Raw genomic sequence first — 21,357 nt, forward strand, 5'->3', positions numbered from 1 at the left:
CGGTTACATTCCGAACCCGGAAGCTAAGCCTTACAGCGCCGATGGTACTGCAGGGGGGACCCTGTGGGAGAGTAGGACGCCGCCGAACAAATTTTAGAAAAGGCCCACACCTTACGGTGTGGGCCTTTTTGTGTTGCTACGGTGGCCGTCATGAGCACCACGAATCCCGGGGCCTACATCATCCGTTCCATACGCGCCGATGAGTGGCCGGCCGCGAAGGAGTTGCGGCTTGAGGCGCTGAGGGACCCGGTCGCGCCGATCGCCTATCTGACGACCTATGAGGAGGCCGTGGCCCAGCCCGACTCCTTCTGGCAGGAGCGGGCCGCGGGGGCCTGCGAGGGAGCTGAGAAGGCGCAGACCATCATCGCGGAAGGGCCGGACGGGCGGTGGGTCGGGACGTTGACCGTGTTGGTCGAGGAGCCGGGGACGCCCGACTGGGCGGGGCTACCGGTGGAGCGGAAGCAGGGCCATGTCGTCGCTGTGTTCGTACGGCCCGAGGAGCGTGGGATCGGGCTGACCGAGGTGCTGTTCGACGCCGCTCTGCAGTGGTCGTGGGCGCGTGGTGCGGAGCGGGTGCGGCTGATCGTGCATGAGGAGAACGGGCGGGCGCAGCGGTTCTACCGGAAGGTCGGGTTCGTGCCGAGTGGGCTCACGGTGCCGCTGGCCGGGCAGCCGGGGGAGTCCGAGTTGGAGTTCGTCCTCGAGCGGCCGTGAAGGGCTGACGTAGAGGCCTGAGCCGACAACTGGGTGGTTCAGGCGGGGAGTTCGTCGTGTGGCCAGCGGGAGCGGGCCTGTTCGCGGGACCGGAGCAGGGCCAGGGTCGGCATGCCCCGGTCCGCTCCGGTGGCCAGCAGCTCCGGGAGCTGGGGAAGCGGAGCCACGGCGGCGACGTCGTCCAGGACGAGCGTCAGTGGTGGGTCGAGGCGACCGGAGGATGACCGTTCGGCCATGCGCCGGCCGCGCTCGACCACGCTTGCGGCGAGGGCCGTCAGGAGTGGCATGGCGCCCGGGTTGGCTCGGGGGTCCTCGATGGATTCACCCACCACATAAAGCGTGCCCGCTTCATGGACAAAGGAATCCAAGGTGAGGGCATCAGTTCGGTTTGGAGTGCAGGCCTCTCGGATGTTGACCATGGACAGGGCGGAGAGGGCGCGGGTCGTCAGCTCCTGGGCCATGTCCCGGCGTTCGGGGTGGGCTGTGAGGGCGGCTTCGAGTTCGCCTGCCGCGCCTGGGGCCGCCTTCGGGTTGGTGCGGAGGATGCGTACGGCGTCCTGGATCTGGCCGCCCTGGGACCAGCGGTGGACGTGGCGGATGGTTCGGCCGTCGATCGCCGCGGCGTGCAGGTAGCTGCGCAGGAGGGTTTCGGCGGTGTCGCTGACCGCTTGGTCGAGGCGCGAGGTGGGGCGGACCGGCGTCAGGAGTGCGGTGGCTCTGGAGATCGCTGTTTGTTTGTCCTCGCAGCCCGTGGTGGGGGACCAGTGAAGGCGGGACGGGGTGTCGCAGAGGTGGGTGGGGTCGTAGAGGAGAGTCGGGCCCAGTTTTGCGCGGGCGTCCTTGGTGTCGTGCCAGAGCGCCGAGTTCGACGTGACTACGAGGGTGGGGCCTTCCGCGTCGTGTACCGCCTGGGTTGCGGTTGACCGGCGGTCTTCTCTTGGGGCTACCACCAGCCCGGCCCTCGTCGGTTCGCTGAGTCCGCGGGGTGCGGGGACCGTCGCCGGCCGGTCGGCATCGGGATGCCCTGCCGGCGTCGGCTGTGGCTGAGACTCCGGCTGCGGCTGGGGCAGCGGCTCCGTTCTGGGCGCGGGTACGACGTGCGGGGCTGGTACGTCGTGTGGTGCGCGTACGTCGTGTGGTGTGGGTACCTCGTGCGGTATCGGGGCCGTTGCCTCCGCACCCTCCGTCTTTCCCGCGCGCCGCCCCGCCCTCACTGCCCGCCACCGTGCCACTGTCCCCAGCACGAACACGGTCAGCACGATCAGGATCAGCAGCTGGCCGATGAACAGCCCCCAGACCAGGCCGTACCCGGAGAGCTGGTCGCTCGGTGTCTGCGGCCATGCGCCGGGGATGTCCTGGGGCTGGGCGATCAGGGAGCGCATGGCCAGGGGCGTGCGGGTGAACGTTACGCCGGAGGGCCAGGAGCCGTGGGCGAACAGGGCTGCGAGGCCGGTGGCCGTCCAGACCAGGACGGTCATGCCGAGGAGGAAGGCGAGTACGCCGATGAGCAGGCCGTCGGGGATGCCTCCCTGGCCGTCCCGGTGTTCCCTGTGGTCCCGGTGTGCTCGGCGGTCGTCCGGTCTCACGCTGCCCCTTTCGCCCTACGCCACCGTCGATTCGGAGTCGCCGAGGTGCTGCTCCACGAACGCCGCCGCGCGTTCCTCCGCCTCCAGCTCGGCGGCGCGCAGGGCGTCGTCGGTCAGGTCGCGGTCGGCGGACGACTCCGTCATCGCGCGGTCGGTGAAGACCAGCGGGCGTTCCGTCTCGGTGACCAGGTGTTTGACGACCTGGACGTTGCCGTTGACGTCCCACACCGCGATGCCGGGGGTGAGGGACGGGATGATCTCCACGGCCCAGCGCGGCAGGCCCAGTACCCGGCCCGTCGCCCTCGCCTCGTCGGCCTTCTGGGCGTAGATCGTCCTGGTCGACGCCATCTTCAGGATCGCGGCCGCTTCCTTCGCCGCCGCTCCGTCCACGACGTCCGACAGGTGGTGGACCACCGCCACGAAGGACAGACCCAGTCGGCGCCCGAACTTCAACAGGCGTTGGAAGAGCTGCGCCACGAAGGGGCTGTTGATGATGTGCCAGGCCTCCTCGACCAGGAAGATGCGCTTCTTCCGGTCGGGGCGGATCCAGGTGTGCTCCAGCCAAACGCCGACGATCGCCATCAGGATCGGCATGGCGATGGAGTTGCGGTCGATGTGGGACAAATCGAACACAATGAGCGGCGCGTCGAGGTCGATGCCGACCGTCGTGGGGCCGTCGAACATGCCGCGCAGGTCACCGTCGACCAGACGGTCCAGCACCAGCGCCACGTCCAGGCCCCAGGCCCGTACGTCGTCTATGGCGACGTTCATCGCCTCCGCCGACTCCGGCTCGGGGTGCCGTAGCTGCTCGACGATGTCGGTCAGCACCGGCTGGCGTTCGACGATCGTCTCGTTGACGTAGGCGTGCGCGACCTTCAGGGCGAAGCCCGAGCGTTCGTCGAGGCCGTGGCCCATCGCGACCTCGATGATCGTCCGGAGCAGGGCCAGCTGGCCCGTCGTCGTGATCGCGGGGTCGAGCGGGTTGAGGCGGATTCCCATGTCCAGCGCGGCCATCGGGTCCAGGCGGATGGGAGTTATCCCCAGCTCCTGCGCGATGAGGTTCCATTCGCCGACGCCGTCCTCGCCCTGGGCGTCGAGGACGACGACCTGGCGGTCGCGGAAGCGCAGCTGGCGCAGGACGTACGTCTTCTCCAGGGCCGACTTGCCGTTGCCGGACTCGCCGAGGACCAGCCAGTGCGGGGCGGGGAGCTGCTGGCCGTACAGCTGGAACGGGTCGTAGATGTAGCCCTTGCCGGAATACACCTCGCGGCCGATGATCACCCCCGAGTCACCGAGACCCGGCGCGGCGGTCGGGAGGTAGACCGCCTGGGCCTGGCCCGTCGACGTGCGCACCGGCAGCCGGGTCGTCTCGACCTTCCCGAACAGGAAGGACGTGAAGGCGTCGGTGAGGACGGACAGCGGGTCCCGCATCAGGTCCTACCTCCGAATGCCGGTGGCGAAGGGGAGCGTGTTGACGAATGCCCGGTGGTGCTCGCGGTCGCACCACTCCAGCTTCAGATACGACTTTCCGGCCGACGCCCGGATGGTCCGCTTGTCGCGGGCCAGGGCCTCGGGGGAGCGGGAGGAGACGGTGATGTAGCCGACCAGGTTGACGCCGGCGGCGCCGCTGGCGAGGTCCTCGCCGCGCTGGTCGAGGCGGGTGTGGGCGGCCACGTCACGGGGGTCGACGGTGCGGTTCATCTTGGCGGCGCGGCTGGCCTCCGCCTCGTCGTTGGTCTTCTCGGTGAGCATGCGTTCGATGGCCACCTCGGTGGGTTCGAGGTCCATCGTCACGGCGACCGTTCGGATGACGTCGGGGGTGTGGACCAGGAGCGGCGCAAGGAAGTTGACGCCGACCGGGGTCATCGGCCACTCCTTCACCCAGGCGGTGGCATGGCACCAGGGGGCTCGGGTGGACGACTCACGGGTCTTGGCCTGCAGGAACGTGGGCTCCATGGCGTCCAGTTCGGCCGGCCAGGCGTTGCGCTTGGTCATCGCCTGGATGTGGTCGATCGGGTGGTCCGGGTCGTACATGGAGTGGATGAGGGAGGCCAGACGGCCCTGGCCGAGCGGCTGGCGGACGCGGATGTCCGCCTCCTGCAGGCGCGAGCAGATGTCCGTCAGCTCGCGGGCCATGACGACCGCGAGGCCGGCGTCCCGGTCGACCTTGCCGCCGTGCGGGCGGGCCGCGCGGGCCATCGCCTGGGCCTCGGCGGCCAGGTCGCGGGTGAAGTGCATGCAGGCGACGAGGTAGGCGCGGTGCTGCTCGCTGCTCGTCGACACCATCGACTGGAGTTGGTCGTACGACTGCTGCAGCCAGCCGAGGGCCCGGTCGTCGCCGCGTACGGCGACGTCCTTGGCGTGGGCGTCCGGGTCGGCGGGCAGGGTGCGGGCGAGCATCTGCAGCCGGGTCACGAAGCCGTCGCCGTTCGCCACGTGCTTGAGGAGGGTGCCGAACCGGTCGACGAGGGCTTCCTGGTCCTCGGAGTCGCGCAGGCCGACGCCCGGCCCCTCGATCTCGATTGCTGCTGTGACGGTTCGGCGGTCGGCGTGGAGCAGTACGGCGATCTCGTCCGGCCCGAAGGGGGCGGCCAGCCAGGTGATGCGGCCGATGCCGGGCGGCGGGCCGACCTCGACCTCGCGCCCGTCGAGGTGGGTGCCGGCCTCGATGGCGCCGGAGCGGTACGTCGTGCCCTGGCGGAGGGTGCGCTTGTAGCTGCGGTTGATCTCGAACCACTTGTAGAACGTCCGCTGCTTGTACGGCACGTAGACCGCGGCCAGCGCGATCAGCGGGAAGCCCATCAGCAGCACGATGCGCAGGGACAGGACGGGGACGAGGAGTCCGCACATCATGCCGAGGAACGCGCCCGCGATGATCAGTGCGATCTCGCCGGTCTCGCGGTTGCGGCCGACGATCGCGTTCGGCCGGGCGCGGCCGATCAGATATGTACGGCGGGGCGTGACCGCGTGGGACACGTGGGACTCGGTCGTCAACGCCCGTCACCTCCTGAAGGGTTGCTGCTGCTGTTACGGGTGTTGCTGGCGTGCGGGGTGTTCACCGGGCTGCTCGAACGGGGTGCGGGTGCGGCGGAGGGGACAGATCCGCCGCCTCCGTTCGAGGAGCGCGAGCTGTGCGCGGCGACGCCGCCGGAGGCGGGGTTGGACGGGCGGGAGCCGCCTTGGTTTCCGCCGCCGTTGTTGTCCGCGCGGGAGCTGTGTGTCTTGATGCCCTGGGCGACCAGGGTCGCCGGGGAGCTGATGACGGCGGCGGCCTTGCCTTCGGCGCCGCGCATGATGCGGTTGTTGCGGGAGCCGGCGATCTCGTCGCCGAAGCCCGGGACGAAGCGGTAGATCATCGCGCTGGCGAAGATGGCGAGCAGGATGATGGCCAGGCCGGAGACGACGGCCGAGAAGGCGTCCGGGCCGTCGTCGGCGGACAGTGCGCCGGCCAGGCCGAGCACTATGACGATGACCGGCTTCACGAGGATGACGGCGATCATGATGCCCGCCCAGCGGCGGACGTGGCCCCACAGGTTCTTGTCGACCAGGCCCGCGTAGACGACGGTGCCGAGGAGGGCGCCGACATAGAGCAGGGCGGCGCGGATGACGAGCTCCAGCCAGAGGATGCCGGCGGCGAGGATGGAGACCAGGGACACCACGATCAGCATGATCGGGCCGCCGCCGATGTCCTCGCCCTTCTCCAGGGCGCCGGCGAAGGTGCCGAAGAAGGTGTCCGTCTGGTCGCCCGTCGCCTTCGCGAGGACGTCTGTGACGCCGTCCGTGGCCGATACGACCGTGTAGAGGATCAGCGGTGTGAACGCCGACGCCAGCACCGTCAGCCAGAGGAAGCCGATCGCTTCGCTGATGGCGGTGGTGAGGGGGACGCCCCGCACGGCTCGCTTGGCCACGGCCAGGAGCCAGAGGAGGAGCGTGAGGATCGTCGACGCCGCGAAGACGACCGCGTACTGCTGGAGGAACTTGGTGTTCGTGAAGTCGACGTTCGCGGTCTCCTTCACGGCCTCGCTGAGCTGCTTGACGGTCCAGCCGGCGGCGTCGGCGCAGCCCTTGGCGAGGGAGGAGAGGGGGTCGAGGGTGGAGGTGGGGTCGGTGAGGGAGGGGGTTCCGCTGCCGCTGCGGCTGCCGTTGTCTTTTTCGCAGTAGTCCTTGGCGGGGCCGTGGATGAGGTCGCAGGGGTCGTTGCTGGGCGAAGGTGTGGGTGCTGCGAAGGCACGCGTGGCCATGAGAACAGCTGTGGTCTGTACGGCTGTGAAGACAGCAGCCAGCTTGAAGGCACGGCGGTTAGCGGGCATACGTGAACCCTCCGTACTCGTCGACGGCCTTCGCCATCTCGTCGGCGCTGGAGGCCCTTTCATCGCCGGGCACAGGCGTAGGGCCGTCCTTCTGAGAGTGCGTCACGATCTTCCAGTCACCATTGGTCCATTCGAGCTTCATGGTGATGGTGAACCAACTGTTCGTGACGGGGTTCGTCGAGTTCTCCCCGGCCAGGCCGAGGAGGCCGCTGCACCAGACCTCAACGGTTGCGTTGTTGGTGGAGGCTTCGGTGACCTTTGTGCCGATCGGGCTCGTGCGGGATACGAAGGTGTAGCCAGTTGGTGTGGAGCCGTCGTCGTTCAGGCCGACGTTCTTGTTGAAGGCGGGGGTGTATGCCTGGTCCAGCGTCGTCTCGAACTCGGGGATACGAGATGGAGTGATGATGGCCTGCAGGATGGCGTCACGCTTGGCCTTGTCGAACATGTCGGCCGATCCCAACGCGACCGCATAGTTGGCCGCCGCACTCTGAGCCCCCACCTCATCCTGCGCGAACCCCGCCGGAATCCCCCCGGCCTTCCCCGCCACCGGACGCGAACCGCTCGCCGCCGTGCTCGAGGAATTCGGCTGGTTTTCGTCCCCGATCGCTGAACCGGAGTCGTCGCCTCCACGGTTCGCGAAGGCGATCGCGGCGATGAGGAGGACGACCACGCCGACCACGGTGACCAGGCTTCGGGACGACGTGCGGCCGCCTCGCCGTGCGCCCCCGTACACGTCGGCGCCGCTCTCGGGCAGCCGTGTGCGGGTCTGACCGGTGCCTGCGTAACCGCCGGAGGTCTCCCGTTCGTCTCCGAGAGTCATGCCGCGTACGCCCCCTCCACGTCGGACGAATACACGTAGGAGTACGACGGTAGCCGTGCTGGTTCCCGCGTGGGCGCGGTGTGGTGACTCGACATCAGGGAAACGCAACCTCAGCCGGTGGGCACGACGGGTGGGTGGGGGACTGGGGGGACCGGGCGTGCCCGGAGCGGACGGAGGGAGGGGAGTGGACGGAGGGGACGCAGCCGCCTAGACGGCCATGCCGTACACGATGGTGAACAGCGTGCCCAGTGACCCGATGATGAAGACACCCGTGAGTCCGGCGACGATCAGACCCTTGCCCTGCTCGGCGCTGAAGGTGTCGCGCAGTGCCGTGGCGCCGATGCGCTGTTTGGCCGCCCCCCAGATGGCGATGCCGAGGCAGAGCAGGATGGCCACCGCCATGACGACCTGGATCATCGTCTTCGCTTCGTTCCCCAGCGCCCCGAAGGGACCCCAGTCCGGAGCGATCCCGCCGATGATGGTGTTGATGTCGCCCTTATCGGCCGCAAAGAGCATGTAAGTCACCGCCCCTGTTGGGTAGTTCTGCCGTCCCCTGCGCCGCGCAGAGGTCAGTCCTCATTCTCGCCGACAATCGCGCCGTCGTATGTCGACTTGGCGTCATTGATGGGCGGGATTCGTACGAATACCTCGTACGGTCACTCTGTGTATCACGGCAGGTCACCCCGGGCAATGAGGCCTGAGCGGAACCCGTGGTGTGGTTCCGTCGTTAGCCATTTTTCACGCCGGGGACCGTTTCTGACGGCCGGTCGGGTGAGTGGTCGTGCCCGTGTTCTGCGGGTGAAGGCTATCCCGGCATGGCGCACGGGCCACGGCGGGGTGCCGTGGCCCGTGCTGGTCAGGGATGGTGACGGAGGGTCAGCCGGTGAAGGCGTCCAGGCCCTGCGGGGTGCCCCAGCCGGTGGGGCCGTCGTAGCCGGTTCCGGCGGTGCAGAAGTACGCCGTGGAGCAGGTTCCGTTGTTGCCGGAGGTGACGTCGTTGAGGGCGGACGTACCGGCCGCGTCGTACGGGTATCGCGCGGGGTAGTCGCCGGCGCCCGGCGTGCCCGCCAGGGCGTAGACGCCCGCGATGATCGGGGCGGAGGCGCTCGTGCCGCCGAAGGTGTACCAGCCGGCGGTGACGCCGTAGGAGTCGTAGACCGAGACGCCGGTCGCCGGGTCCGCGACGGCCGAGACGTCCGCGATCGTGCGCTTGCCGCAGCCGCTGTCGGTCTGCCAGCTCGGCTTCGCGTCGTAGGAGGAGCAGCCGGAGCCGGTTCCCGCGGTGCTGCTCGTCTTCCAGACCGACTCCGTCCAGCCTCGGGAGGTGGAGGAGGAGCTGGAGAGCTTCGTGCCGCCTACGGCTGTGACGTAGCGGGACGCGGCCGGGTACTCCGCGCCGTAGGCCGAGTCGCCCGCGCTGACGGTGATGGCGACGCCGGGGTGGTTGAAGTACGTCGAGTCGTACGAGGTGTCCGACGAGGACTCCGAGCCGCCGTAGCTGTTGGAGACGTACTTGGCGCCCAGCTTGACGGCCTCGTTCACTGTCGTGCCCAGGTCCTCCATGGACGCGGAGGACGCCTCGACCAGCAGGATGTCGCAGTGCGGGCAGGTGGCGCTCGCCATGTCGACGTCGAGGGAGATCTCCTGGGCCCAGCCGCTGTCGGCGGAGGGGAGGGAGGTCGTGGAGCCGGTCTGGCCGACCTTCTTGAAGCAGCCGCCCGCCGTGGTGCAGGCGGGGAGGCCATAGTGCGAGCGGTACTGGGCGAGGTCGGCCTCGGCGTTCGGGTCGTCGTACGCGTCGACGATCGCGATGGTCTCGCCGGCGCCGTTGGAGGCGGCGGCGGATGTGAGGCCGTAGGCGTCCTGGAGGTCGGACGGGCCGTAGCCGGAGGGGGTGGTGGCGTCACCGGCCTTGGGGGTGGTGCCGTTCTTGGCCGCCCGCTGCTTCTCGAAGGCGGTGGTGCCGCCGGTCACGCGGACCGAGTTGCAGGCCAGGTCGCCCTTGTGTTTGGGCGTGGCGCAGGGGGTGGCGGTCCAGGTGACCTTCGTGGTGGCGGGGGTCTGCCGCGGGGTGGCGCCGGCGGCGGTCGCGGTGCCGGCGCTTGCGATTCCGGTGAGGACGAGCGCGGCGGTTGCGGCCGCGGTGGCTGCCGTGGACGTGAGGCGGCGCCATCTGCCGGGGGTCTTGAGGGAGTTGGGGGTCGTCGTACGCAACGTACAGCCTCCTGTGAGTGGGGGAAGAGGCCTGCGGGTGGGGGGCCACCGGTGTGGTTTCCGGTGGGGGCGGCGGCCCGCCGACGACTGTCGCTTGTTGAGTACGTGACAACAAGGTGGGTTTCGGAATCCTGACTTCTGTATTGCTCAGGGGGGTTGGGGATTGCTGATCAATGGCGGGCGGATGGGCGCGGGATGGGTGGGGGATGGCTCGGGCTTGACTCGGGGTTCCTCTGGGAACCCTCGAGGGCATTGCCGTCAGCGGGGCTTCAAGCCGTGCAGCAGGTGGTGGACCAAGCGCTCCACGCCCGCCAGGGCCGCTTCCGGGGTGAGCCAGCCGGCGGCGATGAAACCGGCCACGCCGTGGAGGGCCGCGCCCGTGACGAGGTTGAGTTCCTCGGGGTCGCCCTCGATGATCTCGCCGCGTGTCTGGGCGTCGGCGAGGACCCGTTCGAGGCTGCCGACCGTCTGCTCGACGGCGGTGGCCATCTGCTCGGAGGCGTCCGGGTCGTGCTTGCGGGCGTACATGAGCTCCAGGAGCTCGGCGTTGTCGATGGCGAAGCCGAGGTATGCCCGGGCGAGGGCGGTGAGGCGCGGTTCCAGGGGGAGCGAGGGGTCGTCTGCCGTGTTCAGGGCCTGGGCGAGCCGGTCGTATCCGGTCAGGGCCAGGGCGTTGAGCAGGGCCTGCTTGTCCTTGAAGTGCCGGCCCGGGGCGGCGTGACTGACGCCGATCTCGCGGGCCAGTTCGCGCAGTGACAGGGAGCCGGCGCCCTTCTCGCGCAGGGTGCGTTCCGCTGCCGCGAGCAGGGCGGCGCGCAGGTCTCCGTGGTGGTAGGGGCGGCTCTCGGGCATGTGGGCCATCGTAGCTTGATGTTGGCGGTGCCATCTTTGTTGGCGCCGTCAGCATTGTTGTCATTGACAGCATTGTTGGCAGCGCCTACATTCGAGGGCATGGCTGAGAAGACGAAGACCAAGCAGACATGGGACGCGACGAGCCTCCCCGACCTCGCCGGCCGCACTGCCGTCGTCACCGGCGCCAACAGCGGGATCGGCCTCAGGGCGGCGGAGGCCCTGGCGCGGGCGGGTGCGCACGTCGTGTTCGCCGTACGGGACCTGGGGCGGGGCCGGGCAGCGGCGGCGACGGTGAACGGCAGCACGGAGGTGCGGCGCCTGGATCTGGCGGATCTGTCTTCCGTGCGGGAGTTCGCGGACGCGTGGCAGGGGCGGCCCCTGGATCTGCTGATCAACAACGCGGGCGTGATGATGGTGCCGCAGCAGCGGACGGCGGACGGCTTCGAGATGCAGTTCGGCACGAACCATCTGGGTCACTTCGCGCTGACGAACCTGCTGCTGCCGTACGTCACGGACAGGGTCGTGACGTTGTCGTCCGGTGCCCACCGCTGGGGCGATGCCCGGATCCGCTTCGATGACCTGAACTTCACGTCCGCTTACCACCCGAACCGCGCCTACGCCCAGTCGAAGCTGGCGAACCTGCTGTTCACGCTCGAACTCCAGCGCCGTCTGACCGGGTCCGGTTCTCCGGTGCGCGCCCTGGCGGCTCACCCCGGCTACGCGGCCACCAACCTGCAGAGTCACGCGGGGAGCGCGATGATGCGGCGCTTCATGAAGATCGGCAACAGGTTCCTCGCCCAGGACGACACGGCGGGCGCGCTGCCGACCTTGTACGCGGCGACTCAGGATCTGCCCGGCGCGAGCTATGTCGGCCCGGACGGGCTCGGTGAGCTGCGGGGCGCGCCGACGCTGGTGGGGCGGACCGCGGCGGCGAGTGATGCGGGGGTGGCGCGGCGGTTGTGGACTGTGTCGGAGGAGCTGACCGGGGTGAGTTGGCCGGGGGAGCTGGTGGGGCCGACGGGGCAGGTGGTGGCCGCCGAGCGGTAGTGCGCCGCTCGGACGCCACGGTTGCCACGCTTGCTGGGTGCTGGGTACTTCGCTCAGTTCACTTGCTCGGTACTTCCGCTTACCTCGGGCGGGTCACGACTCCGGCTGGGTCACGGTCAGCGCCCACCGGATGTTGTCCGCCGACGCGTCGACGGTCACGTGGAAGGAACCGGCGCGTACCACGCCGGGGTCCATGGTCACCGAGCCGACCCCGGCCTCGCCGGCCGGACAGTCGACGGAGAACGCGGCGACCTCGGTGTCCTGCCGCATGGTCACCCGCACATCGCCGTCCCCTTCGCACGCCACGGTGAGCACGGTCGGCAGGCGATCCCACGCACCCCCCGACACGACGCCGCCGTCCCCCGTCCGCTCCTCCACCCACACCAGGCCGTCCGGCCCGGGATGGGGCAGCAGGACATCGCCCGACGCGGCGGCGGGCGCCGCCCCGAGGCCGGTCAGCCCGCAGGCCGCCAGTGCGGTCACGGCCAGGGCTCGTCCGGTCCGTCTCATGGTTGTTCCCCCTGTGGTCAGTTGGATCTGCCGGTCCGCAGATCGTCCACAGTCTGCCGTGGGGGATGACCTTGTGCCCGGGTTTTCGTACGCCGAGCGCTACTCGCCGGCCAGTGCCTCCCGCATGGCCTTCGCCGTGGTGGCCGGGTCGTAGTCCTCGGCGACGCCTTCGACCATGATGATGTCGCCCTCGATGTGCCGGGAGCGCAGGGGCGCGATCTCCTGGTAGGCGGGCGAGTCCCACCACGCCCGCGCCTCGGCGATGCCGGGGAAGCCGATCATCACGACGGCTCCGGGCCAGCTGCCCTCCTTCGTCTCGTGCGGCGTGGCGTGCACGAGGAAGCGGCCGCCGTACGGCTCGAAGGTGGCGGTGATGCGCTCGATGTACTCGGCGACCTCCGGGTGCGCGGTCGCGTTACGGAGGTGGGCTATCGCGTAGGCGGGCATGGTGTCCTTCCGGTCGGTCGGGCTCCCTGTGCTCACGAGCGTGGCATGGGAGCCTGCCGGTGGCGATTACCTGCCGGGTAACGCGGCCGGGGTGGCCGTGCGCAATGTACGGCGGCTCACCGCGCCGGAAGAGAGGGGCCGAGGGCCGCGCGGACGGCGTCTGACGCTTCTCTCACCTTCGTCGGTCACAGTGGCGCCGATGTCCCCGATGAAGCGCACCGCCCGCGCCTCCCGCCCAGCCCTGTACGCCGCCACCCTCCTCCTCGCCGTCACGTCGGCCTCCACCGCTGCCGCCGACGCCGGAACCGGGCCCTTCGGGGTGACCGCCTTCGCCGTCGCGACGGCTCGGAGTGTCCGTGTCGGTGCCCTGTTCGCAACCGACCGTCGTGCCGACCTGCGCGGCGGCCACTTCTGCACCGCGTCCGTCGTGCACAGCCCGCACCGGAACCTCATCGTCACCGCCGCCCACTGCCTCGACGGCAGGGCGGACAAGCTCATGTTCGTGCCCGGGTACCGGGACGGCAGGGCGCCGTACGGGGTGTGGACGGTCGGGAGGTGGTTCCTGCCGGAGAGATGGCTGAAAGGGCGGGACGAGGACAGTGACGTGGCGTTCGGGGTCGTGGGGGAGCGGGCGGGTGGAGGAGAGGTCGAGGAGGTGGTCGGGGGCAATCGGCTCGCCTCGGACACGGCCACGGGGGCCACGGCGGTGACCGTCACCGGGTACCCCAACGCCCGGGAGGCGCCGATCAGTTGCACCAACAAGCCGGGCCTCCACACCCGTACGCAGCAGCGCATCTCCTGTCCCGGCTTCAGCGGCGGGACCAGCGGGAGTCCCTGGGTCAACGGGGACGGGGCGGTCGTCGGGGTGCTGGGCGGGCACGACGGGGGCGGGGCCACGGCGGACGTGTCGTTCAGCGTGGTGTTCGGGGCGGAGGCGGCGGAGCTGTATCAGCGGGCGGAAAGGGGTTCCCCGGCGAACTGATCTTTGTGGCAAGGTCAGTTCGGTGGACGCACTGAAGGATCGGGACCCGGCGCACATAGGCGCCTACACGCTGCTCGCGCGGCTCGGGGCGGGCGGTATGGGGCAGGTCTATCTGGCTCGTTCGCCGGGTGGGCGGCTGGTCGCGATCAAGGTGATCCGGGACGAGATCACCGACCATCCGGAGGCGCTGGCACGGTTCCGGCGGGAGGTCGAGACCGTGCGGGCCGTCCGCAGCGCGTATACGGCGAACCTGATCGACGCCTCGCTGGACGCGGCGCCGTACTGGCTGGCCACCGAGTATGTGTCGGGGCCGACCCTGGGCAAGGCGGTGGGGGAGCGCGGGGCGTTGCCGGCCGACAGCGCTCGGCGGCTGTTCGCGGCCCTCGCCGAGGCGCTGGCGAGCGTGCACGGGTACGGCGTGACGCACCGGGACCTCAAGCCGCAGAACGTGATCCTCTCGCCGCAGGGGCCGCTTCTCATCGACTTCGGGATCGCCCGCGGCGCGGCGGACACGGCCCTGACCCAGACCGGACTCACCCCGGGGACGCCCGGGTACACCGCGCCCGAGGTGCTGACCAGCAATCAGGTGGGCGCGGCGGCGGACCTGTTCGCGCTCGGAGCGACGCTCGCGTACGCGGCGACGGGCCGTCCGCCGTTCGGTTCCGGTCCCATGCACGCGGTGTCGTACCGGGCGGTGCACGAGGACATCGACATCGCCGGAGTGGAACCGGAACTGGCCGAGCTCATACGGGAGTGCGTGGCCAAGGACCCGGCCGGGCGGCCGGGGCTGGACGCGGTCATCGCGCGCTGTGCCGTGTCCTCGGTGCTCACCGAGGATCCGTTCTACGGGCGGCTCAGCGGCGATGCCGAGGCCGTGCCGCAGGACCTCCAGGCGGCGGTGGCGGCGGGGCTGGTGCCGCCGGGGCACGGGGCGCCGACGCCGCCGGTGTATCCGCCGACCGCGGGGCCCGGCTATGTGCCGACGGCCGTCCCGGCGTACGTACCGACGCTCGCGCCCTCGGCGCCGACGGCCGTACCGGAGAGGGGCCGCTCGCGTCGTACGCCCTGGATCGTGGCTCTCGCCGTCGCGGTGGTGGTGGGGACGGCGTCCGCCGTGACCTGGCGGATGCTGGACGGGCAGGGGGAGGAGGGCGGCGGGTCGCAGGCGGGGAGCGGCGGCTCGGCGTCGGGTTCGCCGTCGGCGTCGGCGTCCGCGAGCGGCACGTCCGCGGCGCAGAAGGCGCCGGAGTACATCGTGCGCAACCGCCGCAACGTCGATGTCTGGAACAGCTCCGAACGCAAATGCGCGCAGGTCGGGGCGGTCAGCGCGCCCGAGGAACTCCAAGTACAGCGCGGTCGACGCGGACGATCCCACCGCCGCGTCCGTCCAGGAGAGGGCGAAGATCTCCGTCCGGTTCAAGTACGCGGAGATGCTGACCGAGAAGCCCGATCCGTACTACGTCTCGGTCGGAGTGAAGCCGCCGCACGACATCTCCCCCTCGACGGGCCTGCCGTACAAGGCGCCGAACCAGACCATCGGCTACACCAGCGAACCGGTGGACATCTACACGCACTGGAAGGCCGGGGGGTACATCGAGCTGACCTACCCCGACGACTTCCAGTGGCACTCGGAGACGGGCAAGCCCATCGACGCGATCCCCGTCGCAAACGACCCCGGTGACTGGACGGTCGTCTTCTATCACGTCAACGGCAGCCCGACGGACTACGAGAGCATCGGTTGCGACGGCTTCCGCGCGGGAAGCTCCTAAACTGGCGCGGGCGGACTCCCGGCGGGCGAGGGGCGGTTGACGGTGCGTAAGGCATGGATCGTGGCGGGTGCCGCTGTCGCGGCCGGGCTCAGCTTCGTGATGCTGCTCGTCGTCGGGGTCTACGTCGTCGCCGGGAACCTTGCCAACGGGGTGGGCGGCGGGGCCAAGAACCTCGCCAAGGGCGCTGTGCCGGCCGCGTATCAGGCGCTCGTGCAGAAGTGGGGCAATCTGTGCCCTGCCATCAACCCCGCGCTGCTCGCCGCCCAGCTGTACCAGGAGAGCGGCTTCAACCCGAAGGCCCAGAGCCCGGCGGCCGCGCAGGGCATCGCTCAGTTCATCCCGGGCACCTGGGCCACGCACGGCGTCGACGGCGACGGTGACGGCGACCGCGACGTGTGGGATCCGAATGACGCGATTCCATCGGCCGCGTCGTACGACTGCAAGCTCGCCTCGTACGTGAAGGACGTTCCCGGCGACCAGACGAAGAACATGCTCGCCTCCTACAACGCGGGGGCGTACGCGGTCATCAAGTACGGGGGTGTGCCGCCGTACAAGGAGACCCAGAACTACGTGAAGACGATCACGACTCTGGAGCAGAGCTTCGCCGCGCCCGTGAGCCGTGTCGACCCCAGCAAGCAGGCCGCCGGCGCCATCTACTACGCGCAGAAGAAGCTCGGCACGCCCTACCTGTGGGGCGGAGACGGTACCGCTGCGGACGGGGGACGGTTCGACTGCTCCGGGCTGACCAAGGCCGCTTACGAGAGTGTCGGGATCACGCTGCCGCGCGTCGCCAACGATCAGTACAACGCCGGACCGCATCCGGCCAGGAGCGAGCTGCTCCCCGGCGATCTGGTCTTCTTCTCGACGGACCCGACCAACTCCCGGGCCATCGACCATGTCGGGATTTATGTGGGCGGCGGGTACATGATCGACGCACCGAGAACGGGTGCTGTGATCCGGTTCGACCCGATCGACACCGCGAAGTACTTCGGTGCCACCCGGGTCACCGAAGATGGCGCGAAAGCGCTCCCCACGACGGTGTAGACGGAGCGTGAACCCACCCCCTGAGCTGCGGCGATGGGTCTCTCTTCGATAACGTCTGCGTGATCATTCAGTGGAGTGTGGAACGTATCAACAGGGGCCGTGCGTTCCTGGTGTAGTAGCCGGATCTACAACCACGGGGGTGGGCGTAGCGGCGTACGCAAGATGCGCCGGAGAGACGACGAAGGGGCCGCAGCATCATGGCTGGACTCGCAGAATCCGGGTCGAACCCCGACGTCGAGCTGCTCTACGACATCAATGGCCTGGCCAAGGACGCGCCGGGCTGGTTCGACCGGGTCATGGAGTACGTCGGTGAGTACGGGCTCGTGCTCGCCATGGTCCTGCTCGTGGTGTGGTGCTGGTGGTCCGTGCGGCGGCGGGGCGCGGAGGACGCCGCCTCGTCGGTGGCCGCGCTCGTGTGGGCGCCGCTGGCCGCCGGCATCGCGGTGCTCGTGAATGTGCCGATACGGGGGTTCGTCGAGCGGCCCCGGCCGTTCAACGACCATCAAGGGCTCGAAGTCCTGGTGTCCGGCAAGACCGACTACTCGTTCGTCAGTGATCACGCGACGATCGCGATGGCCCTGGGGGTCGGACTGTTCGTCGCGAACCGGAAGTTCGGGCTGGTCGGGATCGGGCTCGCGCTTCTCGAAGGGTTCTGCCGGGTCTATATGGGCGTGCACTACCCGACCGATGTGGTGGGCGGGTTCGCGCTCGGCACGGCTGTCGCGCTGCTGTTGTCGCCGTTGGCCATGGCTTTGCTGACGCCCGTGATGTCCGCGATCGAGCGGTCGCCGAGGGGTGGGTGGCTGATCAGGTCGCGGGGGTTGTCCCGGGCGGGTGGGCAGGACGCGTTGATTCCGGGGGCTCGGAAGGAGTCGGCGGGGGCTGAGGAGCGGGATCTCGCGGCGTAGCTTCGCTGGGGCGGGGGTCGGTGGTCGGCGGCTTGGCGGGGCGGAGGCTCGGTGGCTTCGTGGGTCGGCGGCTCGGTGGGTCGGTGGGTCGGCGCGCTTGCTTTTGGTGGCTGCGCGCCGACGTCTGTGATGGCTACAGCGGCTGCGAGTGCGTGACGGCCTACAGCGCCTGCGGGTACGTGAAGAAGCCCTGCGGGTCGTACTGCTTCTTCAGCTTCGTCAGGCGCGTCGCCGCGTCCCCGTAGTACGCCTTGCGCCAGTCCCTCAGGGTCGGGTCGGTGTAGTTCTGGTACGCGGCGCCCGAGGCGTACGGCCGCATCGCGTCGTGCGCCGACTTCAGCCACGCCTGGGCCGTGGAGCCCGTCGTGCCGGCGCGCCACGAGGCGATGTACTGGGCCAGCATGCGGGAACGGCGGTGCACGAAGGCCGTCGCCGTGGGGGAGACGCGGTTGACGGCACCGCCGAGGGCCGTGAGCGCGATGCTGCCGGAGCCGCCGCGGACCGACTCCATCTGCTTCAGCAGGGTGCGGATGCCCGCGGAGGAGAGGGAGCGGTCGAAGAAGTCCGACTTCGCCGTGTACGTTTCGCGGCTCAGGGCGCCCTGGGGGGAGCGGCCCGGGGTGGAGCCGGGGAGGTGGCACTGCGCGTCCGTGGTGAACGAGGAACAGCCTGCGTAGAGCTCCATCGCCGCCTCGTACGAGCGGCGCTTGAGGGCGACGTTGCTCGCGGGGCCGGGGCCGCCGGGGCGGTCGGCCAGGCGGTCCACCGCGTTCTGGAGTTCGCCGTAGGTGCCCAGGGAGAACGCCGCGACGGAGATGGTGGGGGTGCCGCCCGCGTGGTTCGAGATGCTCAGGGCCGACCAGATCTCGTCGGGCTGGCTCGGGCCCCACTCCTGCCAGGCCTTGATCAACGCGGCCGCCTTCGACCAGGGCCAGGTCATGAACGCCGTTACGGCCTGGGGGGCGGGGTGGGTCTTGAAGTGCAGTTCCGTCACGACGCCGAAGTTGCCGTTGCCGGCGCCGCGCAGGGCCCAGAAGAGGTCCTTGTGAGTGGTGGCGTTGGCGGTGAGCTGCTTGCCGTCGGCGGTGATCAGGGTGGCCTGGGTGAGGCTGTCGCAGGTCAGGCCGTAGGCGCGGGAGGTCACGCCGTGGCCGCCGCCGAGGGTGAGGCCGGAGACGCCGACGGTGGGGCAGGAGCCGGCGGGGATGGTGACGCCCTTTGCGGCGAGGGCTCGGTAGACGTCGATGAGTTTGGAGCCGGCGCCGACCACTGCCGTGGTGCCCGAGGCTCGGATGCGGTTGAGCTTGGAGACGTCGATGATGAGGCGGTTGTTGCCGGAGGACCAGCCGGCGTAGGAGTGGCCGCCGTTGCGGATGGCTACGTGGAGGTTGTGGGCTCGCGCGTAGGCGAGGGTGGTGCGGATGTCGTCGGGGTGGGCGACGTAGGCGACTGCGGCGGGCTTCAGGGCGTCGAAGCGGGTGTTGTAGAGCTGGTGGGCCGACTTCCAGTCGGCGTCGCCCGGGCGGATGAGGCGGCCGTCGAGGTCTCGGGCGAGGGCGGTCCAGTTGGCGGGGGCGGAGGCGGTGGTGGAGCGGGTGGCGGTGGTTTGTGTGCGGGTGCCTGTGCCGGGGTTTGAGCTTGTGCCTGCGTCCGTGGCTGCGCCTGCGCCGGTGTCGGTGCTCTTGCAGGCGGTTGCTGCCAGGGCGGTGAGGGCTGCTGCGCCGCCGCCGATGAAAGTACGCCGTTCCATGTCGCCTCCTGGGGGTTACGTGGAACGAGACGGGGTGGTGGGGGGTGGGGTTCCATGGTGCGGTGGTCATTCGGCGCGGGATTCTCGCCCCCGCCGCCCCTACCCGTCCCATCCTGAAGGGGCTCCGCCCCTTCGACCCCGCTGGGGCTGCCGCCCCAGACCCCGCTCCGGCCCTGAACGGGCCTCGTCCTCAAACGCCGGACGGGCTGAATGACCTGGGCCGGCGCCGAGAGGTAGAGCCCCCTACGGGTGGGTGGGGGCTAGGGATGGCCGTGCTCGTCCTCGAATGCCGGACGGGCTGGAATGCCTGGACCGGAGCCGAGAGGTAGAGCCCCCTACGGGTGGGTGGGGGCTAGGGATGGCCGTGCTCGTCCTCGAATGCCGGACGGGCTGGAATGCCTGGACCGGAGCCGAGAGGTGAAGCCCCTGCGGGTGGGTGGGGGCTAGGGATGGCCGTGCTCGTCCTCGAACGCCGGGCGGGCCGGAAAGCCTGCGTCGGCGTTGAGTGATGAAGCCCCGCCCCCCGCCTGCAAGACCCGCCCGCCCCAGCTCTGGCTACAAGAACGCCAGATGCACAACCCCGAACGCCGCCGCCGCCACCGCGGCCGCCGCCGGCATCGTGATGAACCAACCCAGGACGATGTTCTTGGCCACGCCCCACCGCACGGCGTTCACCCGCTTTGTCGCGCCCACGCCCATGATCGCGGAGGTGATGACGTGGGTCGTGGAGATCGGGGCCTTGAAGAGGAAGGCCGTGGTGAACATGATCGACGCGCCCGTGGTCTCCGCGGCGAAGCCCTGTGGGGGGTCGAGTTCGATGATCTTGCGGCCCAGGGTGCGCATGATCCGCCAGCCGCCCGCGTAGGTGCCGAGTGACAGCATCACGGCGCACACGATCTTGACCCACACCGGGATCGGGTCGCCGTAGTCCTCGACGTCGGCGATGACCAGGGCCATCACCACGATGCCCATCGTCTTCTGGGCGTCCTGAAGGCCGTGGCCCAGGGCCATTCCGGCGGCCGAGACCGTCTGGGCGATACGGAAGCCCCGCTTGGCCTTGTGCGGGTTGGCGCGGCGGAAGATCCACATGATCGCCGTCATCACCAGGTAGCCCGCGCACAGGCCGACGATCGGTGAGACGAACATCGGGATGACGATCTTCTCCAGGACGCCGTGCCAGTACACCGTTGTTCCGCCTGCCAGCGCCGCTCCCACCATGCCGCCGAACAGGGCGTGGGAGGAGGAGGACGGCAGGCCGAAGTACCAGGTGATGAGGTTCCAGGTGATCGCGCCAACCAAGGCCGCGAAGAGGATGCCCATCCCCTTCGAGCCCTCGGGCGTCTGGATCAGGCCCTCACTGACCGTCTTGGCCACGCCCGAACCGAGGAAGGCGCCGCCGAGGTTCATCACCGCGGCCATCAGCAGCGCGGCCCGCGGGGTCAGCGCACGCGTCGACACGGACGTGGCGATCGCGTTCGCGGAATCGTGGAAGCCGTTGGTGTACGTGAAGAAGAGCGCGACGCCGATGGTCGCGACCAGCGCAAAGGTGTCCATGGGCGGGTCTCAGGACTCCTTGACGGCGATGGTCTCCACCGTGTTCGCCACGTGCTCGAAAGCGTCCGCCGCCTCCTCCAGCACATCCACGATCTGCTTGAGCTTGAGGACCTCGATCGCGTCGTACTTGCCGTTGAAGAGGTGGGCGAGGAGCTTGCGGTGTATCTGGTCGGCCTGGTTCTCGAGGCGGTTGACCTCGATCCAGTACTCGGTGAGGTTGTCCATCGTGCGCAGGTTCGGCATCGCCTCGGCCGTCAGCTCGGCCGCGCGCGCCAGCACCTCGATCTGCTGCTCGACACCCTTGGGCAGTTCCTCGACGTTGTAGAGGACGACGAGGTCGACGGCCTCCTCCATGAAGTCCATGATGTCGTCGAGGCAGGACGCGAGGTTGTAGATGTCCTCGCGGTCGAACGGCGTGATGAACGAGGAGTTCAGCTGGTGGAAGATCGCGTGCGTGGCGTCGTCACCTGCGTGTTCCGCGGCCCGCATACGCTCTGCGATCTCGGCCCGGCCGGCGTTGTCCGCCCCGAGCAGTTCCATCAGGAGTTTCGAGCCCGTGACGATGTTGTCCGCGGACGCGGCGAACATGTCGTAGAAGCTCGTCTCCCGGGGGGTCAGACGAAATCGCACGTGGGGTCCTCAAGATGCATCGGTTTCGGTCAGGCTGATGCTAGGCGCATCATCCGGCCACGGCTAATGGGCCGTCCTCCAGTGTCGCCCATCAGGCACAGTGGTCGGCACGGGGGCTGCCCAGTGGTCCAGTCCAGCGGCCGTTCGCGGGGTCGGCCACAAGCCCTATACCCAGCAAAGTTCGGTACGATATACCCAGTAGGGGTATATGAAGCGGTTT

The 21,357-nt window shown here is 69.5% G+C and carries 19 protein-coding genes and 1 rRNA gene; 7 read left to right on the top strand and 13 right to left on the bottom strand.

Features of this window, described 5'->3' with window-relative positions:
• Positions 1-88 (top strand): 5S ribosomal RNA (gene rrf / locus ACIREI_RS35760); the annotation flags it as partial.
• Positions 89-150: 62 nt separating this feature from the next.
• Positions 151-714, top strand: a complete 564-nt coding sequence (locus ACIREI_RS35765) for a GNAT family N-acetyltransferase (protein WP_403342076.1) — start codon at positions 151-153, stop codon at positions 712-714.
• A 38-nt stretch (positions 715-752) separates the two neighbouring features.
• Here the strand turns inward: ACIREI_RS35765 and ACIREI_RS35770 are convergent, their stop codons facing one another.
• From ACIREI_RS35770 to ACIREI_RS35805, 8 genes are all read right to left on the bottom strand, one after another.
• Positions 753-2,300, bottom strand: coding sequence for a type IV secretory system conjugative DNA transfer family protein (locus ACIREI_RS35770; protein WP_403342078.1), 1,548 nt, complete (start codon positions 2,298-2,300; stop codon positions 753-755).
• Positions 2,301-2,315: 15 nt separating this feature from the next.
• Positions 2,316-3,731 carry an ATP-binding protein gene (locus ACIREI_RS35775; RefSeq protein WP_403342081.1) on the bottom strand — a complete coding sequence of 472 codons (1,416 nt, stop codon included), beginning with the start codon at positions 3,729-3,731 and terminating at the stop codon, positions 2,316-2,318.
• 6 nt (positions 3,732-3,737) lie between these two features.
• Positions 3,738-5,294: an SCO6880 family protein gene (locus tag ACIREI_RS35780; RefSeq protein ID WP_403342084.1), complete on the bottom strand. Its 1,557-nt coding sequence runs from the start codon at positions 5,292-5,294 to the stop codon at positions 3,738-3,740.
• On the bottom strand, positions 5,291-6,610 hold the full coding sequence (locus tag ACIREI_RS35785) for a hypothetical protein (protein WP_403342086.1): 1,320 nt from the start codon (positions 6,608-6,610) through the stop codon (positions 5,291-5,293). The genes ACIREI_RS35780 and ACIREI_RS35785 overlap by 4 nt, the downstream gene beginning before the upstream one ends.
• Positions 6,600-7,430, bottom strand: a complete 831-nt coding sequence (locus ACIREI_RS35790) for a hypothetical protein (protein WP_403342089.1) — start codon at positions 7,428-7,430, stop codon at positions 6,600-6,602. The genes ACIREI_RS35785 and ACIREI_RS35790 overlap by 11 nt, the downstream gene beginning before the upstream one ends.
• Positions 7,431-7,637: 207 nt before the next feature.
• The gene (locus ACIREI_RS35795) at positions 7,638-7,946 is read right to left on the bottom strand and encodes a hypothetical protein (RefSeq protein WP_007494892.1); all 309 of its coding nucleotides are present in this window, start codon (positions 7,944-7,946) and stop codon (positions 7,638-7,640) included.
• A gap of 360 nt (positions 7,947-8,306) precedes the next feature.
• Complete coding sequence (locus ACIREI_RS35800; RefSeq protein WP_403342092.1) at positions 8,307-9,644, bottom strand: peptidase S8; 1,338 nt, start codon at positions 9,642-9,644, stop codon at positions 8,307-8,309.
• A 258-nt stretch (positions 9,645-9,902) separates the two neighbouring features.
• On the bottom strand, positions 9,903-10,505 hold the full coding sequence (locus tag ACIREI_RS35805) for a TetR/AcrR family transcriptional regulator (protein ID WP_403342095.1): 603 nt from the start codon (positions 10,503-10,505) through the stop codon (positions 9,903-9,905).
• A 90-nt stretch (positions 10,506-10,595) separates the two neighbouring features.
• Here ACIREI_RS35805 and ACIREI_RS35810 point away from each other — a divergent pair, with 90 nt between their 5' ends.
• Positions 10,596-11,543, top strand: a complete 948-nt coding sequence (locus ACIREI_RS35810) for an oxidoreductase (protein WP_403342097.1) — start codon at positions 10,596-10,598, stop codon at positions 11,541-11,543.
• A 93-nt stretch (positions 11,544-11,636) separates the two neighbouring features.
• Here ACIREI_RS35810 and ACIREI_RS35815 read toward each other — a convergent pair whose 3' ends face one another.
• Together ACIREI_RS35815 and ACIREI_RS35820 are read right to left on the bottom strand one after the other, a co-directional pair.
• A complete protein-coding gene (locus tag ACIREI_RS35815) occupies positions 11,637-12,053 on the bottom strand; it encodes a hypothetical protein (RefSeq protein WP_403342100.1) in 417 nt (138 codons plus the stop codon).
• A 99-nt stretch (positions 12,054-12,152) separates the two neighbouring features.
• Positions 12,153-12,500, bottom strand: a complete 348-nt coding sequence (locus ACIREI_RS35820; RefSeq protein ID WP_403342647.1) for a DUF1330 domain-containing protein — start codon at positions 12,498-12,500, stop codon at positions 12,153-12,155.
• A gap of 208 nt (positions 12,501-12,708) precedes the next feature.
• Here ACIREI_RS35820 and ACIREI_RS35825 point away from each other — a divergent pair, with 208 nt between their 5' ends.
• The 4 genes from ACIREI_RS35825 to ACIREI_RS35840 all read left to right on the top strand — a co-directional run bounded on the left by ACIREI_RS35825 (position 12,709) and on the right by ACIREI_RS35840 (position 17,203).
• Complete coding sequence (locus ACIREI_RS35825; RefSeq protein ID WP_403342650.1) at positions 12,709-13,482, top strand: trypsin-like serine peptidase; 774 nt, start codon at positions 12,709-12,711, stop codon at positions 13,480-13,482.
• 22 nt (positions 13,483-13,504) lie between these two features.
• Positions 13,505-15,163, top strand: coding sequence for a serine/threonine-protein kinase (locus ACIREI_RS35830; RefSeq protein ID WP_403342102.1), 1,659 nt, complete (start codon positions 13,505-13,507; stop codon positions 15,161-15,163).
• Between the two features lie 124 nt (positions 15,164-15,287).
• Entirely contained in the window at positions 15,288-16,295 is a 1,008-nt protein-coding gene (locus tag ACIREI_RS35835; RefSeq protein ID WP_403342105.1) for an NlpC/P60 family protein, read from the top strand.
• 197 nt (positions 16,296-16,492) lie between these two features.
• Complete coding sequence (locus ACIREI_RS35840) at positions 16,493-17,203, top strand: phosphatase PAP2 family protein (RefSeq protein ID WP_403342108.1); 711 nt, start codon at positions 16,493-16,495, stop codon at positions 17,201-17,203.
• Between the two features lie 160 nt (positions 17,204-17,363).
• Here ACIREI_RS35840 and ACIREI_RS35845 read toward each other — a convergent pair whose 3' ends face one another.
• From ACIREI_RS35845 to ACIREI_RS35855, 3 genes are all read right to left on the bottom strand, one after another.
• Positions 17,364-18,953: an FAD-binding oxidoreductase gene (locus tag ACIREI_RS35845; RefSeq protein ID WP_403342110.1), complete on the bottom strand. Its 1,590-nt coding sequence runs from the start codon at positions 18,951-18,953 to the stop codon at positions 17,364-17,366.
• Positions 18,954-19,508: 555 nt separating this feature from the next.
• Positions 19,509-20,507 carry an inorganic phosphate transporter gene (locus ACIREI_RS35850; RefSeq protein WP_301999551.1) on the bottom strand — a complete coding sequence of 333 codons (999 nt, stop codon included), beginning with the start codon at positions 20,505-20,507 and terminating at the stop codon, positions 19,509-19,511.
• A gap of 9 nt (positions 20,508-20,516) precedes the next feature.
• Positions 20,517-21,137, bottom strand: a complete 621-nt coding sequence (locus tag ACIREI_RS35855) for a DUF47 domain-containing protein (protein ID WP_272119415.1) — start codon at positions 21,135-21,137, stop codon at positions 20,517-20,519.
• Positions 21,138-21,357: the final 220 nt, after the last annotated feature.

The organism is Streptomyces sp. NPDC093591 (genome assembly GCF_044764885.1).
Taxonomy (GTDB): domain Bacteria; phylum Actinomycetota; class Actinomycetes; order Streptomycetales; family Streptomycetaceae; genus Streptomyces.